The sequence below is a fragment of the Caulobacter sp. GW821-FHT10C03 genome, from assembly GCF_059415485.1.
In genome coordinates, this window is sequence record NZ_JBWKNI010000003.1 from 265,483 (window position 1) to 282,655 (window position 17,173).

General features: G+C 67.7%; 12 protein-coding genes. 8 read left to right on the plus strand and 4 right to left on the minus strand.

The annotated features are described in order from the left end of the window. The first annotated feature begins 24 nt into the window (after positions 1-24). The gene (locus AC07NG_RS05320) at positions 25-1,860 is read left to right on the plus strand and encodes a beta-L-arabinofuranosidase domain-containing protein (protein WP_494592630.1); all 1,836 of its coding nucleotides are present in this window, start codon (positions 25-27) and stop codon (positions 1,858-1,860) included. 208 nt (positions 1,861-2,068) lie between these two features. Beyond that, entirely contained in the window at positions 2,069-2,593 is a 525-nt protein-coding gene (locus tag AC07NG_RS05325) for a hypothetical protein (protein ID WP_494592631.1), read from the plus strand. Positions 2,594-2,596: 3 nt separating this feature from the next. On the opposite strand, the gene AC07NG_RS05330 is transcribed toward AC07NG_RS05325, so the two are convergent. Next, complete coding sequence (locus AC07NG_RS05330; protein ID WP_494592632.1) at positions 2,597-3,451, minus strand: MBL fold metallo-hydrolase; 855 nt, start codon at positions 3,449-3,451, stop codon at positions 2,597-2,599. Positions 3,452-3,523: 72 nt separating this feature from the next. On the opposite strand from AC07NG_RS05330, the gene AC07NG_RS05335 reads away from it, so the two are divergent. The 4 genes from AC07NG_RS05335 to AC07NG_RS05350 all read left to right on the plus strand — a co-directional run bounded on the left by AC07NG_RS05335 (position 3,524) and on the right by AC07NG_RS05350 (position 8,891). Next, positions 3,524-3,883 (plus strand): ArsR/SmtB family transcription factor, encoded by a 360-nt coding sequence (locus tag AC07NG_RS05335; RefSeq protein ID WP_199228528.1) that lies wholly within the window; start codon positions 3,524-3,526, stop codon positions 3,881-3,883. Beyond that, entirely contained in the window at positions 3,852-4,385 is a 534-nt protein-coding gene (locus tag AC07NG_RS05340) for a rhodanese family protein (protein ID WP_492853770.1), read from the plus strand. The genes AC07NG_RS05335 and AC07NG_RS05340 overlap by 32 nt, the downstream gene beginning before the upstream one ends. A gap of 4 nt (positions 4,386-4,389) precedes the next feature. Next, entirely contained in the window at positions 4,390-5,157 is a 768-nt protein-coding gene (locus AC07NG_RS05345; protein WP_494592633.1) for a sulfite exporter TauE/SafE family protein, read from the plus strand. Positions 5,158-5,732: 575 nt separating this feature from the next. Next, entirely contained in the window at positions 5,733-8,891 is a 3,159-nt protein-coding gene (locus tag AC07NG_RS05350) for a TonB-dependent receptor (protein ID WP_494592634.1), read from the plus strand. A 36-nt stretch (positions 8,892-8,927) separates the two neighbouring features. On the opposite strand, the gene AC07NG_RS05355 is transcribed toward AC07NG_RS05350, so the two are convergent. Continuing rightward, entirely contained in the window at positions 8,928-10,574 is a 1,647-nt protein-coding gene (locus tag AC07NG_RS05355; RefSeq protein WP_494592635.1) for an amidohydrolase, read from the minus strand. A gap of 96 nt (positions 10,575-10,670) precedes the next feature. Here AC07NG_RS05355 and AC07NG_RS05360 point away from each other — a divergent pair, with 96 nt between their 5' ends. Beyond that, complete coding sequence (locus AC07NG_RS05360) at positions 10,671-11,243, plus strand: methylated-DNA--[protein]-cysteine S-methyltransferase (RefSeq protein WP_487288030.1); 573 nt, start codon at positions 10,671-10,673, stop codon at positions 11,241-11,243. 102 nt (positions 11,244-11,345) lie between these two features. Here the strand turns inward: AC07NG_RS05360 and AC07NG_RS05365 are convergent, their stop codons facing one another. Then, positions 11,346-14,339, minus strand: coding sequence for a TonB-dependent receptor domain-containing protein (locus tag AC07NG_RS05365; RefSeq protein WP_492853766.1), 2,994 nt, complete (start codon positions 14,337-14,339; stop codon positions 11,346-11,348). A gap of 324 nt (positions 14,340-14,663) precedes the next feature. Here AC07NG_RS05365 and AC07NG_RS05370 point away from each other — a divergent pair, with 324 nt between their 5' ends. Continuing rightward, positions 14,664-16,685 carry an alpha/beta hydrolase family protein gene (locus AC07NG_RS05370; protein ID WP_492853765.1) on the plus strand — a complete coding sequence of 674 codons (2,022 nt, stop codon included), beginning with the start codon at positions 14,664-14,666 and terminating at the stop codon, positions 16,683-16,685. A gap of 117 nt (positions 16,686-16,802) precedes the next feature. Here AC07NG_RS05370 and AC07NG_RS05375 read toward each other — a convergent pair whose 3' ends face one another. Further along, positions 16,803-17,171, minus strand: coding sequence for a response regulator (locus AC07NG_RS05375; RefSeq protein ID WP_101718306.1), 369 nt, complete (start codon positions 17,169-17,171; stop codon positions 16,803-16,805). Positions 17,172-17,173 lie beyond the last annotated feature (2 nt).

Sequence of the window (17,173 nt, forward strand, 5' to 3'; positions counted from 1 at the left end):
TTTCCCGGGGGAGGTGACGCGACCATGGTGTCTCGCCGCATGTTCATGGCCGGCTGCTGCGCGGCCTGCGCGCCGACGGCCTGGGCCGAAGGGGTGGGCAAGGGCGTCGCTCCGGCCAGAGGCCCGGCGCTGGAAACCTTCCCTTACGACCGCGTGCGGCTGGGGCCGGGGAAGATGCGCGACCAGCTGGACTGGCAGCACCGGCTGTTCATGGGGCTCGACGACGACCGGCTGCTGAAGCCGTTCCGCCAGCGCGCCGGCCTGCCCGCGCCGGGCGAGGACATGGGCGGCTGGTACGATGACAGCGCCGACTTCCACATCGACGTCAACGACTGGAGCACGGCTGACTGGCACGGCTACATCCCCGGCCACAGCTTCGGCCAGTACGTCTCGGGCCTGTCGCGCTATGTCGCCATCACCGACGATGCGGCCACGCGGGAGAAGGTGCGGGGGCTGGTCGTGAAGTACGCCCAGACGATCTCGCCGCGGTTCTTCGAAGGCTACACCCTGCCGGCCTACACCTACGACAAGGTGGTGATCGGCCTGATCGACGCCTGGCGCTACGCCGGCGTGAAGGAGGCGGGCCCGGCGCTGGACAGCGTCACCGACGCCGTCCTGCCGGTGCTGCCGGAAAAGGCCCTGACGCGGGAGGAGCGCCGGCAGCGGCCCTATTCCAGCGAGGCCGAGATCTGGGACGAGCCCTACACCCTGCCCGAGAACCTGTTCCTGGCCTGGCGGCTGGGCCTGGGCGAGCGCTACCGCACGCTGGCCCTGCGTTACATGCAGGACGAGGCGCTGTTCGATCCGCTGGCGCGGGGGCAGAGCCCGCTGGCCGGCAAGCACGCCTACAGCCACGTCAACGCCCTGAACTCGGCGATCCAGGCCTGGTACGCGACAGGGCAGGACAAGTACCTGAAGGCCGCCCGCAACGGCTTCGACTTCGTGCTCGCCCAGTCGTTCGCCACCGGCGGCTGGGGTCCCAATGAGGAGCTGTTGGGCGCGGGCGACAGCGAGACCCTGCTGAAGTCGCTGACGCAAACCCATCGCAGCTTCGAGACGCCGTGCGGGGCCTACGGCCACTTCAAGATCGCCCGCTCGCTGCTGCAGATCACCAAGGACAGCCGCTACGGCGACAGCATGGAGCGGGTGCTCTACAACACCATCCTCGGCGCGCGCGACACGACGCCGAAGGGCGAGACCTTCTACTATTCCGACTACAGCGACGCGGCCTCGAAGTTCTATCGCGACGAGCTGTGGCCCTGCTGCTCGGGGACCTTCATCCAGCTGGCGGCCGACTACGGGATCAGCGCCTATCTGCAGGACGGGGCGAAGCTCTATGTGAACCTCTACGTCCCCTCGACCCTGTCGGCCAGCGTGGACGGCTCGGCGGTGTCGCTGCGCCAGGAGACCCGCTATCCGCTGGAGCCGACGATCGCGATCGCCGTCGATCCGGCCCGTCCGACGCGGTTTTCGCTGATGCTGCGGGTTCCGGAGTGGGCGTGGGCGGGAACCCGCATCCTGGTCAACGGCCGTCCGGCGGAGGTGGCGGCGCGGCCGGGGACGTTCGTGGCGCTGGAGCGCCTGTGGCGGCCGGGCGACAAGGTCGAGGTCGCCTTCGACATGACCCCGCGGCTGGAGCCGCTGAACGCCGCCCATCCCGAGGTGGTGGCGCTGCTGACCGGGCCGCTGGTGCTGCTGCCGATCGGTCCCGGCGAGGTGAAGCTGACGAAGGCCCAGTGGCTGGCGGCGCGCCGGCGGGGAGACGACTGGACGGCGGCCTCGGCGAGCGGCGAGGTGGTGTTCAAGCCGTTCATGGCCATCGGCGACGAGCGCTACCGGCTGTACGGGCGGCTGGCTTAGATGGTTGGTATTTCAAGTCTATAGGTTCGCTATCAAAGCAAACTGTCAGCGCTGTCGTCCCATGATCTGGATTATTTCCAAATATTTCCAGACTTGTTCGATGGGGGGTCGAGGCGATTTCTTAATATGGACTCGTGAATACGTATTGATCGCGCTCTGATCGTCTCATACGCTTTTAGGCAGCAAAGAACCAAAAGTGGAGGAATGGATGCGCGCGACCCTTCTGGCCCTGGCCGCCCTGGCGGCCGCTGGACCCGCCCTCGCCGAGCCGTGGGGCAAGCAGGACTGGTATGTGTTCGACGTGCCCTATTCGACCGAGCAGCTGCGGGTGCTGGACGCCCACGCCACCGGCTGGGCGCCGCCCAATCCCCTGCTGTCGGGGCCGACGCAGCACTATTCCGGCATCGGGCGCGCCGGGCGCTCCAAGGTCGCCGTGGACATCAACTCGATCGACCGCGTCGGCAAGGCGCTGCGGGTTACGTACTTCGTCTGGTCCGATCGGAACGAGGGCTTCACCGAGGTGACCTCGCGGATCGACTGCTCGAAGACCGGCGAACTGGTCGTCCAGGCGCGCGACTTCGACAAGGACTTCACCCACCTGGGCACGGCCGACGGCAAGCTGCGCCGGGCCGACGCGGCGGCGATCGCCATCGCCGACCACGCCTGCCGCCTGCCCGGCGACCACCGGGTCAGCGGCCTGTCGCTGCCGGAACTCGTTCGTCGCGGGTCCTGACGGTCAGGACGCGACCGGGATCCTCAGGAACAGGTTCCCGGCCGCGGTCGGCGCGGGCAGGGCGCCGGCGCGGATGTTCACCTGCAGGGACGGCAGGATCAGGGTCGGGGCCGGCAGGGTCGCGTCCCGCGCCGCGCGCAGGGCGACGAAGTCGTCCTCGGCCTTGCCGTCCCGCACATGGATGTTGCGGGCCCGCTCCTCGGCGACGGTCGTTTCCCAGCGATAGTCCGACCGGCCTTGCGGCAGGTAGTCGTGGCCGACGAAGACGCGGGTTTCCGGCGGCAGGGCCAGGACCTTGCGGATCGAGCGGTACAGGGTCCGCGCGTCGCCGCCGGGGAAGTCGGCGCGGGCGGTGCCGTAGTCGGGCATGAAGATCGTGTCGCCGACGAAGGCGGCGTCGCCGATCAGATAGGTCAGGCAGGCCGGGGTGTGGCCGGGCGTGTGCAGCGCGCCGATCGACAGGTCGCCCAGGGGCAGGACGTCGCCCTCGTTCATCAGCACGTCGAAGGCCGCCCCGTCGGCGGCGAGGTCGGCCTCGAACACGGGGATGAAGGTCTTCTGCACCTCGACGATCCGCGCGCCGATGACGATCTTGGCGCCGCTCCTGCCGCGGATGTAGTCTGCGGCCGACAGGTGGTCGGCGTGGGCGTGGGTTTCCAGCACATAGGCCAGGGTCAGGCCCCGGGCCTCGACGGCGGCCAGCAGGGCGTCGGCCGAACCGGTCGAGAGCTTGCCGGCCTTGGGTTCGAAATCCAGCACCGGGTCGATGATCGCGGCCGTGCGCGTCGCCGGATCGGCGACGACGTAGCTGACGGTGAAGGTGGCGGGATCGAAAAACGCTTGAACGTCGGGTCGCATGGCTGGAGCCTCCGGTGGCAGGCGTTTTATATTAGTGCTTGCTAAATTAGATCAAGCTAATATATGGCGGTCATGTTCGATCTCTCGCGTTTCGACGTCAGCCAGTTCGAGGCCAGCGCCGCGCAGGCCGCCAAGCTCCTGCGCGCCCTGGCCAACGAGCGGCGGCTGATGATCCTGTGCCAGCTCGCGGACGGCGAACGGTCGGTGGGGCAGATCCAGCCCCTGGTCGGCCTGTCGCAGTCGGCCCTCTCGCAGCACCTGGCGGTGTTGCGCGAGGAGGGGATCGTGGCCGCGCGCCGCGAAGCCACGAGCCTCTGGTACCGGATCGCCGATCCGGCCGCCCTCAAGGTGGTCGGCACGCTCGCGGAGATCTTCTGCCCTCCAGCGGAGACCGCCGCCCATGACCACGATCCTCGATCCCCTGACGCCTGACGAGGCGGCCCGGCGCCTGGCGCAGGGCCGCGCCGTGCTGATCGACATCCGCGAACCCGACGAATTCGCCCGGCGGCGGGCCAGGGGCGCGCTGTCGCGCCCGCTGTCGACGCTGGACGCGGCGGGTCTCGACCCGGCCGACGGGCGCGAGGTGATCTTCACCTGCCGCTCGGGCCTGCGCACGGCCGCCAACGGCCAGCGCCTGGCGGCGGCCTGCGCGGGGGCGGCGCACGTGCTGGAGGGCGGCCTCGACGCCTGGGACCGGGCCGGCCTGCCCGTCGAGACCGACCGCAAGGCGCCGCTGGAGATGATGCGCCAGGTGCAGATCGTCGCCGGGCTGCTGGTGCTGTCGGGCGTGGTCCTGGGCCTGACCGTCTCGCCCTGGCTCCTGGGCGTGGCGGGCTTCGTCGGGGCGGGGCTGACCTTCGCCGGGGTCACCGGCTTCTGCGGCATGGCGAGACTCCTGGCCCTGGCGCCCTGGAACCGTCCGGCGTCGGCGTGAAGTCATGGACGCGAGCCTTGTCGCCGCCGCCCTCAGCGGGGCGGTGGTCGCGCTGCTGCTGACGCTGTTCGGCGGCGGCGGTTCGGTGCTGGCCACGCCGTTGCTGCTCTATGTCGTCGGGGTGAGCGACGCCCATGTGGCGATCGGCACCTCGGCGGCGGCCGTGGCGGTCAACGCCGCCGTCGGCCTGGCCGCCCAGGCGCGGGCCGGCCGGGTGAAATGGCCCTGCGCCCTGACCTTCGGCGCGCCCGGCCTCGTCGGCTCGCTGGTCGGGGCCCATGTGGCCAAGGCCTTGCCGGGCGGCCACCTGCTGGCCTGGTTCGCCCTGGCCATGGCGGCCGTCGGGCTTTCGATGTTCCGCGCCCCGCGCTCGCCGGGCGATCCGGACGTCCGCATCGACCCGGGCAAGGCCGCGCGGCTGGTTCCGGCCGGGGCGGCGACCGGGCTGGCGGCGGGGTTCTTCGGCATCGGCGGCGGCTTCCTGATCGCGCCGGGCCTGATGGCGGCGGCCGGCATGACCCTGGCCAACGCCGCGGCCTCGTCCCTGGTGTCGGTGGCGCTGTTCGGCGCGGCGACCAGCGTCAGCTACGCCGCCTCGGGCCTCGTGGACGGGCGCCTGTTGCTGGCCCTGGTCGCGGGCGGCGGCGTCGGGGTGCTGGCGGGGACGCGCCTGGCGCCGCACCTGGCCTCGCGGGTCCTGCTGGCGCGCCGGCTGTTCGCCGCCATGGTTGTGGCGACGGCCGCCTATGTGCTGTGGCGCGCGCTTGCCTGAACAGGCGAGCGGTCACGGCGCGGCGCGCCTGGGTGGTGCAAGATGGCGAGCATGAAAGATATCGCCGTTAGAAGATAAATATCGAAATCTTGAACATCGTTATTGTTGTGATCGTCGATAAGCTCGACCGTATGTTCAAATACAAATCAGAGATGGATGTAACATCTTTGGAATGTGGCGTTATTTTGCCTTCATTGCCTCGACTCATGTTGACAACATCGTCGTCTCGATGAAGTTTTTCAGGGTCGCAGAGATCAAAGATCCGCGGCGCTATTGAAGATCGCTCGAACATTCGCCGTGGCGCGCAACCCCCGCGCCTTGGGCGACGACACCGAAACGCCGGCGCCGCTTCATGGCGACCGTCGCCTGGCCTGAGGCCCGCCGCGCTTCTGCGCGGGGTCTTCGGCCCGGGTTTCTTCGGCGTCCCCTGCAAGCCCGCCCAGATCGTCTCGCCACGCCAGGTCGCTGGTCGTGACCGCCGCCGCGACGGGCTTGTCCGCATCTTCAGTCAACAAACCGCGGCCCACGCGCCGCGACGACAAGGGCGGTCACCGCCTGTCTCTCGGAGGGAAACCATGTCGACCAACCACAAAGCGCGCCGGGACAACCGGCTGCTGATCACCACGGGCCTGGCCGCCGCCATCCTGGGCTCGAGCTCGTCGATCGCCCTGGCGCAAGCGACCCAGACGACCGAAACGGCCAAGGCCTCTCCGGAGAGCACGGTCGAGAACAAGGTCGAGGAGATCGTGGTCGTCGGCACCCGCGCCAGCCTGCAGTCGGCCATGGGCCGCAAGAAGCGGGCGGGCACGATCTCGGACTCGATCGTCGCCGAGGATATCAGCCAGTTCCCCGACAAGAACGTCGGCGAGGCCCTGGGCCGGGTGACCGGCGTGCAACTGGCCCGTGACTTCGGCGAAGGCAACGCGGTGTCGATCCGCGGTGTCGAGCCCGACCTGAACCGGGTCGAGATCAACGGCATGAGCACGCTGTCGACGGCCGGCAACATCAACGTCTATGGCGGCGGCGGCCGCGCCAACGACTTCCGCGAGCTGGCCTCCGAGCTGGTCAAGTCGATCGACGTGTTCAAGGGCTTCACGGCCGACATGACCGAAGGCGGCGTCGGCGGCACGGTCTCGGTGACCACCCGCAAGCCGCTGGACTTCAAGAAGCCGACTCTGTCGCTGACCGGCTCGATGCAGAACCTCGACACGGCCAAGGGCTGGAAGCCGCGCGGCAACCTGTTCGCCGCCACCCAGCTGTTCGACGGGCGCCTGGGCCTGATGGCCAATGTCACCTACGACAAGGTCAACACCCGCGGCGACTACGTCCGCAACTCGTCGTGGGGCCGGTTCGCCGACTTCGACGGTTCGGCCGACAAGACCGTCGACTACTATTCGACCGCCTACAGCCAGGAGATCAACGACCTGGCCAGCGGCGTCAGCACCTATGCCGGCTGCTCCAGCCTGACCTCGCCCGACACCAGCCAGATCTCGACCAGCAACCTGCGCACGGCCTGCCAGAGCCAGTGGTACGACTACGCCCCGCGCGTGGCCCGCTACGGTGTCTGGACCCGCGAGGACGAGCGCCTGTCGGCCGAGTTCACGGTGCAATACAAGGTCAGCGACCGGATCGACATCTGGGCCAGCTACAACCGCAATGAGCGCAGCCAGCGCCTGAACGACATCAACTACGGCACCGACTTCACCTCGGCGACCCGTCTGCGCAACACCGCCGCCAGCGGCGCGTCGTGCTCGTCGACCGACACCACGGCCAGCTCCGTCGTGGTCGACAAGAACCACAACGTCATCCAGTACACCCTGGGCAACTGCCTCACCACGTCGGGCAGCGGCGGCTACAACGGCTTCAGCATCAGCTCGCGCGACTTCGCCTACGACTCGTCGAGCGACTACTACAATTTCGGCGGGACCTATCGCGGCGAGCGCCTGCAGATCGACTTCCAGGGCTCGAACGCCGAGACCTCGACCGTTTCGCAGACCAACAACGTCAGCGTCAGCTTCGACACCCCCGGCATGACCGTGACGCTGAACCCGACCACGGGCGCGCCCTCGTTCACTTTCGCCAGCGGCTACAGCCCCTCGGACGCCTCGGCGATCCGCCAGTGGCAGATCCAGTACCGCCCGTCGAACTCGCAGTCCGAGGAGAAGCAGTACAAGCTCGACTTCGACTACGAGACCGACCTGCCGTTCCTCAAGAAGATCGAGTTCGGCGGCCGCGCCACCGACTTCTCGACCTCGGGCTACGGCTACGGCGGCTACATCATCGACGGCGGCGACAACCTCTATTCGACCACCGACGACGTCGTGATCTACAGCAACGCGGTCAATTCGACGGCGACGGTCAGCAACAGCCAGACCGCTGACCAGACGAGCGCGACCGCCGCCTCGGCCGCCTATACCACCGGCTACTGGTCGACGACCGAGACCTGGTCGCGGGCGTTCTCCAACGCCGTGTTCGCCAACGCCATGACGGCCCTGCCCAGCGCCTTCTACTACGGCGGCGGGTCGCTGCCCTCGACCTGGCTCTATCCGAACTTCGCCAAGGTGGCGCAGTACCTCGACACCTCGCACTTCAACCTGAACAACCTGGTGACCACCACCGGCAGCGACGGCAACACCTACGAGCAGATCCCCTATCGGATCGCCGAGCAGACCGACGCGCTGTACCTGAAGTTCAACTACGCCTTCCCGCTGTTCGACTACGACGTGAACGGCAACTTCGGCTGGCGCCGGGTGCATACCAAGACCGTGGCTTCGGGCGCCCAGACGCGCAGCGAGACCTATGCCTCGACCAACGGCGGCACCTCGACCACCTATGTGCTGAGCAACACCCAGGCCAGCATGGAGAAGGACTACACGGTCTGGCTTCCGAGCTTCAACATCGGGTTGTGGCTGCAGCCCAACAAGCTGTCGGCCCGCGCCGGTTTCGCCCAGCTGATGGCCCGTCCGCGGATGGACTACCTGATGCCGACGGTCAGCTGCACCACCGACAACTCGCCCGACGCCAACGGCGAGTTCGACGAGCCGAGCTGCACGGCCGGCAACCCGAACCTGAAACCGTATCGCGCCAACCAGTACGACCTGTCGTTCGAGTGGTACCCGAACAACGACACCCAGCTGTCGCTCGGCCTGTTCTACAAGGACATCAAGTCGTTCTACCTGTCGTCGCGGACCCTGATCGGCAAGGTCGACGTCTATGGCGACGGGGTGCTCTACAACTACAACACCTACATTAACGGCAATGGGGCCAAGATCTCGGGCGTCGAGCTGACCGGCAAGACGGCCCTGACCTGGCTGCCGGGGGTGTTCTCCGGCTTCGGCGTCGACGCCAACTACACCTACCAGGAGGCCAAGGACGTCGAGCTCTATTCCACCCTCGACGGCTCGCCGCTGCCGTTCCCGGGGCTGTCCAAGAGCAGCGCCAACCTGACGGTCTGGTATGACAAGGGCCCGGTGAACGCCCGCCTGGCCTACAACTACCGCTCCAAGTACCTGTCTTCGGCCGCCGACACCTCGGGCCAGCCGGTGTTCAAGGAGCCGACCGGCTATCTGGACGGCAAGATCACCTGGAAGCCGGGTCCGCAGGGCCTGCAGTTCTTCGTCGAAGGCAAGAACCTGACCAAGGAAGAAGAGGTCTCGACGGCCGGCGACATCCGCCTGATCGAGCAGGGCTATTTCGGCCGCCGCTTCTTCATGGGCTTCACCTACAAGTACTAGGGTTGGGCCAAGGCCGCTCCGCTCCGGCGGGGCGGCCTATTTCTCGAACACCACCTTGCCGTCGACGATGGTCAGCAGGGCCTGCGCCTTGAGGATGTCGGCCGGGGCGATGGCCATCAGGTCGCGGTCGAAGACGGTGAGGTCGGCGGCCTTGCCGGCCTCCAGCACGCCGCGCTGCTGCTCGGCGAAAGCGGCGTATGCGGGCGCCCAGGTCAGCATGCGCAGGGCCTGGTCGCGGCTGACGGCCTCTTCCAGATGCCAGTCGGCGCCCGCGAAGCCCGAGAGGCTGTGTCGATAGACGGCGGCGTAGAACTCGATGCGCGGGTCGCCGACCTCGACGGGCGCGTCGGACCCTGCGGCGACGACCGCACCGCTCTTCAGCATGTCGGCCCAGGCATAGGCGCCCTTCAGCCGGTCTTTGCCCAGGCGGGCGGGGGCGAAATAGAGGTCGCCGATGGCGTGGCTGGGCTGCATCGAGGCGATGATCCCCAGCCTGGAAAAGCGCGGCAGGTCGGCGGCGTCGACCACCTGGGCGTGCTCGATGCGCCAGCGGCGGTCGGCGTCGCTGCCCAGCACTTCGCCGAACCAGTCCAGCACCATGCGGTTGCCGCGATCGCCGATGGCGTGCATGGCGACCTGGGCGTTCACGGCCTTGGCTCGTCGCATCAGGGCCAGGCCCTGGTCGTGCTGGGTGAGGATCAGGCCCTGGCCCTCGGCATCGCTGTAGGGCGCCAGCAGGGCCGCGCCGCGCGAGCCCAGGGCGCCGTCCATGTAGAGCTTGATCCCGCGCAGGCGGATCAGGCCGGTGGGATCGGCGCTGGGGCCGGTCTTCAGCACCTGGGCGGCGCCGGACGGGTCCATGTAGTTGTCGACGCGCAGGGAAAAGCGGCCCTCGGCGGCCAGCTGGCGCAGGATCTCCAGGTCCTCGACGTCGACGCTCATGTTGCCAAGGCCCGTCCAGCCGCGGCTGGCGTAAAGCCTGCCGGCCGTCTCCAGCGCCTGGCGCTTGAGGGCGGGGGAGGGCGGCGGGATGACCCCCTCGACCAGGGCCTGGGCGTGGTCGACCAGCATGCCGGTGGGCTCGCCGGTCTCGTCCTTGAGGATCTGGCCGCCGGCCGGGGAGGCGGTGTCGCGGGTGACGCCGGCCTTGGCCAGGGCGGCGCTGGAGGCGACCACGGCGTGGCCGTCGGCCCGGCCCAGCACGACGATGCGGCCGGGGGCGGCGCGATCGAGGTCGGCGCGGGCGGGAAAGCGTTTCTCCGGCCAATGGGTTTCGATCCAGCCGCGCCCGTAGATCGGCGCGTCGCCCGGATGGGCCTGGGCGTAGGCGTGGACGGCGGCGACCAGGGCCTCGACGGAGTCGGTCTGGTCGAGGTTGAGGGTCAGTTCGCGCAGGCCGATGCCGGTCAGGTGGGCGTGGGCGTCGACGAAGCCGGGATAGGCGGCGGCGCCCTTGAGGTCGATATCGCGGGCGCCGGGGGCGGTCTTGGCGCGGGCGGCGGCCAGTGGGCCGACGAAGGCGATGGTCTTGTCGCGGATCAGCACCGCCTCGGCCGTAGGCGCGGCGGCGACCCCGGTATGGATCGGCCCGCCGTGCACCAGGATGTCGCCGGCGAAGGCTGCCTGGGTAAAGGCGGGACCGGCGGCGAGGAGCAGGGCGGCGGCGAGCGGGGCGAGGCGCAAGGGCGATCTCCGGAACCGGGGCGGGGAGAAGAGCGTGAGCGTGGAAAGGTAGAAGGCCCGGCTCGCAACCTGCAACAGCGGTGTTAATCTGTCGCCATGGGACAGGGCTTCATGCTTTTCGAGACGGCGATCGGCCGTTGCGGCCTGGCGTGGGCGGCGGGCGGGCTGATCGGCGTGCAACTGCCCGAGGCCGGCCCCGGCGCGACCTGGGCGAGGCTGCGCAAGCGCTATCCCGACGCCGCCGAAACCGCGCCGCCGCCCGAGATCGACCTCGTCGCCGACCGCATCATCGACCTGCTGGCGGGAGGTCGCGACGACCTGGCCGACGTGTCGCTGGACCTCACCGTCGTGCAGCCCTTCAACCGCCGGGTCTACGAGATCGCCCGCGCCATCCGCCCCGGCGAGACCTCGACCTACGGCCAGGTGGCCAAGGCCATGGGCGAGCCGGGGGCGATGCGGGCGGTGGGCAAGGCCCTGGGCGAAAACCCCTGGCCGATCGTCGTGCCCTGTCACCGGGTGCTGGGCGCCGACGGCAGGATGGGCGGCTTCAGCGCCGACGGCGGGGCCGAGACCAAGGCCCGGCTGCTGACCATCGAGCGGGCCCGCGTCAACGACGTGCCGACCCTGTTCGACCTGGAATTCTCGGTGGCCCCGCCCAAGGGGCGCTGAGCGCGCCGGCCCGTCGCCGACGATCGATTTCGCTTCGTTCCAAATAAAAAGGCGGCGGATCCGAGGATCCGCCGCCCGATAGCTCATTCTATTCCGTGAGGATTAGAAGCTCTTCGACACGTTCAGGAAGAACTGACGGCCGATGTAGTCGTAGCCGCTGTACAGCGGGGAGTTGCCAACCCGGTTGTAGTAGCCCGACGAGATGACCGGCGGGTCCTTGTCCATCAGGTTGCGGACGCCGAAGGTGGCTTCCCACTCGTTCTTGGAGGTGTACTGGACCGACAGGCTGTGCAGGAAGTAATCCGGCACATCGAAGTCGTACTGGGTGGTCTGCTTGTTCACGCCCAGGTAGGCGTAGCTTTCCTGAGCAGCGATCCATTCCAGACCGTAGCGGAACTTGTAGGACTTCCAGGCGTAGGTGGCGTCGAAGGTGCCCGTGTATTCCGGCGAGTTAACGGTGCCGTTGTACTCGTCCATCTCGTCGTCGCTGAACAGCTTGGAGGCCTGCGACAGGTACTGGGTGACCTGGGCGTTCAGGGTCAGACGGCCCTCGCCGATGTCACGCTTGTAGCGGAAGTTGTAGTCCCAACCCTTCACGACCTGGATCGCGATGTTGGTGTAGCTGTCGTGCACCGTCAGGGCGTTGGTGCCCACGGCGCGCGTGTCGACGAAGCGGCAGAAGCCGCCGCCCGAACGGAACTGCGGGTCGTCGTAGCAGGCCTGCAGGATGTTGCTGGCGCCGAAGCGGGCGACACCGTTGTTGATCTTGATGTTGTAGTAGTCGATGGCCACCGACAGGCTGCCCCAGCCCGAGGGCAGTTCGGGCTGCAGGATGATGCCGCCGGTGTAGTTCTTCGAGGTTTCAGCCTCGAGGCCCTGATCGGCGCCGCCGGCCGTCAGCACCTTGACGCTTTGGGTCGAGGTGTAGGCGGTGTTGTTGAGTTCGGCGTTACAGTTCTTGTAGCGCTGCGAGGTGATGTCCTGAGCGCCGTAGTTGTCGCAGGGGTCGATGGTGTTCGACAGGAAGCCGCTGGTGGCGCCTTGGTACTGTTCGAACAGCGCCGGAGCGCGGAACGAGGTGCCGTAGGTGCCGCGGAACGACAGCCAGCCGACCGGCGTGTAGACGCCGCCGACCTTGTAGGTCTGATCCGAGCCGTACGACTTGTAGTCGGTGTGACGGCCCGACAGGTTCAGGGTCAGGTCCTTGACGAACGGCTGGTTGGCCAGCAGCGGGACTTCGACTTCGCCGAACACTTCCCAGACCTGGTCGTCGCCGCGGGTGATCGTCGACGAGGTCAGGTTGTAGAGGTTGCCGGTCTGGCTGTTGATGTCCGGAGTGTCGTCGATCTCGTTGCGGCGGATTTCGGCGCCGACCGAGGCCTTCACTTCACCGGCCGGCAGCTTGAACACCGGGCCGTCGAAGTTCACGGTGGCGACGGCTTCGTTGTAGTTCGTCTTACCGGTCACCTTCTGGAAGGTGTAGTCGATCCAGTCCTGCGGCAGCTTGCCACCGACGGTGTCGCTGGTCAGAGCCGGACCGGGAACGCAGCCGGCGGCCGAGTTCGTGGTGTTGACGCGGCAGGTGTAGCCGTTGCGGACGAACTGGGCGGGCGTGCCGGCCGGAGCCACCACGACGTCCATGGACGCGGCCAGACGGTCGGTCAGCCACGACTGCTGGGTGTAGGTCGAGTCCGAGTTCGAGTAGCTGGCCGAGAAGTCATAGCGCCAGTTCGGCAGGAAGGTCAGGTCGCCGCGGATGCCGCCGGTGGCCTTTTCGAACTTCACGACCTGGCTGCTGACGTCGTTGCCGAAGCCGATGAAGGCGCGCACGCCCGTGGCCTGGCCGTTGGTCATCGTGCTGCCGCCAGCGGCGAGGAACGTGCTGAAGGCCAGATTCGACGGGATGAGCGGGCTGCCCTTGGCGTAGTCGAGCGACAGCTGGCGGTAGCCGGTCTGTTGCGAACGACGCTGGTTGGCCAGCACTTCGAAGTAGACTTCGGCGTTGCCGAGGGCCTGCAGGTCGTAAGCGCCTTGACCGAAGGCGGTGTAGATCTTCACCGGCGAGATCAGCGAGCGCTTCAGCGTGCGCGGATCGAAGGTGTCGCGGACGTTCAGGTTGTTCGAACCGCCGCCAACGCCTTCCCAGCCGACCAGGCCGGTGGTGACGGCCGAGTTCGGACGCCAGCGGTTGAACGTGGTGCCGACCGAGCCGGCGGCGCCGACGCCCGTGGTCGAGGTGGTGCCGAGGGTGTTGATCGTCACGCCGTTCGAGCCGGTCGTGGTGATCGGGTAGCACTTCGGCGACTTGGTCAGCGGGTCGACGAAGTCGAGCGAGCCGCCCGAGGCGCGGTTGATGAAGCTGTCGGTGTTGCAGCGGGTCCAGTCGCGGTCGGCGAGGGTGAGGTCGCTGCGCTCGAGGTATTCCAGCGAGCCCGACAGGGTCCAGCGGTCGCCCGTGGCGCCGGCGACGACCGACAGGCGGTTGGTGTTGCCGCCGCCGTGAGCGGTCTTGTTGTACTGGTTCTCGACCGTGATGCCCTGGGCGTTCTGCTTGGTGATGATGTTCACCACGCCGGCGACGGCGTCAGAACCGTAGATCGACGAAGCGCCGTCCTTCAGGATTTCGACGCGGTCGATCATGGCGCTGGGCAGGACGTTCAGGTCGGCCGAGCCGACCGAGCCGCGCGAGCCGGCCGGAGCGACGCGGCGGCCGTTCAGCAGGATCAGGGTGCGCGAGGCGCCCAGGCCGCGCAGCGACAGGGTGTTGGCGCCCGGGCCGCCGTTGGTGACGTAGCCGCCGAAGGCGTTGTTGATCTGAGCCGAACCGCCGGTGACGGCGGTGCCTTGCAGGGCCTCGGTCGTCGAGGCGAAGCCGGCCAGGGTCGATTCCTCGCGGGTGATCACTTGGACCGGCGAGGGCGAGTTGAAGGTGTCGCGACGGATGCGCGAACCAACGACCACGAGTTCTTCGACTTCGTTAGCGTCGGTCTTGGCCTTGTCTTGCGCGAAGGCCGGAGCCGCCATGGCGGCCATGCTCAGCATAACGCCGAGAGCAGACCCCGCACACAGCGCGGTCTTCATCGTCTTATCAATCATTCGAGTCCCCAAAAGTACCTGTCGCTGACGCCCCTCAGGGTCCGCGACCGCCGCACGCATAAGGCGCAGCCCCGGCGGACAGTAGCGGGCCGACACTCGGTCGCAACACTTTTGACGCAATTTCGACGCGAATGGAAAATGACGCGGTACGATGGTTGCTCAAATGGCACAATGAGGCAGTGAACGCGAAAATTTTCCCCCTTTCCGTGCACGAAGTCGCCCTTGTCGCCCTCTGAATGCGGTGGCAGCTTGCCAAGATTGCGCGGCGCGTCATGCACCTATGCGGGCATGGGGCGCCCTCCAGGGGTTGGGGATTGAAAGTTTATGCTTAGAAGTCTGGTGCTGGCGGCCATGGCCGTTTTCGGAGCGACTACGGCGATTGCGGCGCCGAAACCTCCCACGGTCGAGCAGCTCGCCGCATATCCGGCGGTGTCGAGTTTCTCACTTTCCCCCGACGGGAAGTATATCGCCGGTCTGCGAGGCCAGGGCGAAGATCGCGTCATACTGGTGTGGGAAGCCGCCGATCTGAAGAAGGCGCCAAAGGTCCTGGCGTCCAAGCAGATGAAGATTCAGTCGGTCCAGTTCATCAAGAACGACCTGCTGGCCGTCAGCCTGTGGAACCCGTACGACGACCTGCTCGGCGGCGGCGTGACCAAGACGTTCGCCGAGAAGCTGTTCTTCGTCGATGTCGACGGCAAGAACTGGCGCGAGCCGATGTACCAGGACGACGGCGGCAGCCAGGCGATGGCCGTGCTGATCAAGCGCTTCGGGCCGCAGGTGCTGGACAGCCTGCCCAACGATCCCGACCACGTCCTGGTCGTCTCGCAGGTGGGCACCAAGCGCGGCGACGTGTTCAAGGTGAACGTGAAGAACGGGCGTTCCGAGCGCATCCAGCGTACCGCCGACAACGTCTCGGGCTACTTCACCGACCTGGACGGCAAGCTGCGCGGCCGGGTCCGCGGCGACGTCGACGGCAAGGGCGCCTACACGACGACCGAACTGCGCACCGCTGACGGCGGCTGGGTGGAGCACTTCCGCACCTATGTGAAGGACCGCGACGTCACCAGCATCGTCGGCTTCACCAAGGATCCGAACGTCGCCCTGGTGCTCAGCAACGTCGGCCAGGACAAGGCCGTGATCTATGAATACGACATCGCCAAGCGCCAGATGGGCGAGGTGCTGTTCAAGCATCCCTATTTCGAGGCCAACGCGCCGCGGGTGTTCCGCTACGCCGGGCCGCGCTTCGGCGAGATCGTCGGGCTGAGCTATGACGGCCCGGTCGGCGGCGACGTGGTCTGGGTCGATCCGGACCTCAAGGCCCTCGACGCCGCCCTGCGCCAGGCGCTGAACATCACCCCGACGCCGACCACCTTCGTCGACGTGGAGACCGGCAAGAGCGCGGAAACCAAGTACTTCTCCGACAAGTACTATCGCATCATCGACTACTCGCCCGACCTGAAGACGGTGATCCTGTCGGTGGCCGGCGCGACGACACCGCCATCCTACTACCTGTTCAAGGATGGTGAGCTGCAGCTGCTGTCCAAGGCCTATCCGGACATCGACCCGGCCGCCCTCGGCACCCGCAAGCTGGTCTACTACAAGGCCCGCGACGGTCTCGACATCCCCGCCTTCCTGACCCTGCCGAACCCCGAACTGTGCGGCCCGGCGCCGTATCGCACCGTCGTCCATCCGCACGGCGGTCCGTGGGCGCGCGACCACATGGGCTTCGACGGCTCGATGTGGACGCCGCTGATGGCCTCGCGCTGCATGGCCGTGCTGCAGCCGCAGTATCGCGGCTCGGACGGCTGGAGCCGCCGCCTGTGGAAGGCCGGCGACGCCGAGTGGGGTCAGAAGATGCAGGACGACAAGGACGACGGCGCCAAGTGGCTGATCGAGCAGAAGATCGCCCAGCCCGGCCACATCGCCATGTTCGGCTTCTCCTACGGCGGCTACGCCTCGATGGACGCCGCCGTGCGCCCGAACGGCCTCTACAAGTGCGCCATCGCCGGCGCCGGGGTGTCGGACATCCGCCGCATCTGGAAGGACTTCTACACCAACCCCTACTTCATGGACGCCCAAGGGCCGACCGTGAAGGGCGTCAGCCCGGTGGACTTCGCCGACCAGATCAAGATCCCGATCATGGTCTATCACGGCGAGCGCGACCGGACGGTGCCGATCGAGCAGTCGGAATGGTTCGTCAACAAGGCCAAGAAGTCGGGCCAGGTGGTCGAGTACCACGTGTTCGACGACTACGATCACGGCCGGGCCTGGACCCGCAAGATCATGGCCGACCAGCTGCGGATCATCGACGACTACTTCGCCAAGGGCTGCGCCGGCGGCCTGTAGGCGAGCCGGCTCGGGCGGGCGGCGTCAAGCCGCTCGCCCTTCCGCCGCCAGCCGGAAACGAGAACGCCCGCGCGATCGCATCGCGCGGGCGTTTTCTTGTCTGGAAACGTGGAGGGGTCAGACCACCTGGGCGGCCAGGCCTTCCAGCACGCGGCGCAGGTCGGCCTCACGGAACGGCTTCTGCAGCACCGCCGAGCCCTTGTGCGGCTCGGTCAGGCCGGCCTCGCCGTAGCCGCTGGCGAAGGCGAAGGGCACGCCGCGCGCCTTCAGGGCGTCGGCGACCGGGAAGATCGGGCGGCCGCCCAGATTGACGTCGAGCAGGGCCGCGTCGATCTCGGCCGAGCCGGCAAGGCGCAGGGCCTCCTCGATCTCGGCGGCGGGACCGACGACCTCGCAGCCGAGATCGCCGAGCATGTCCTCGACCAGCATCGAGACGAGGGCCTCGTCTTCGACCACCAGAACCTTCAGGGCGGCGAGGGTCTTCATCT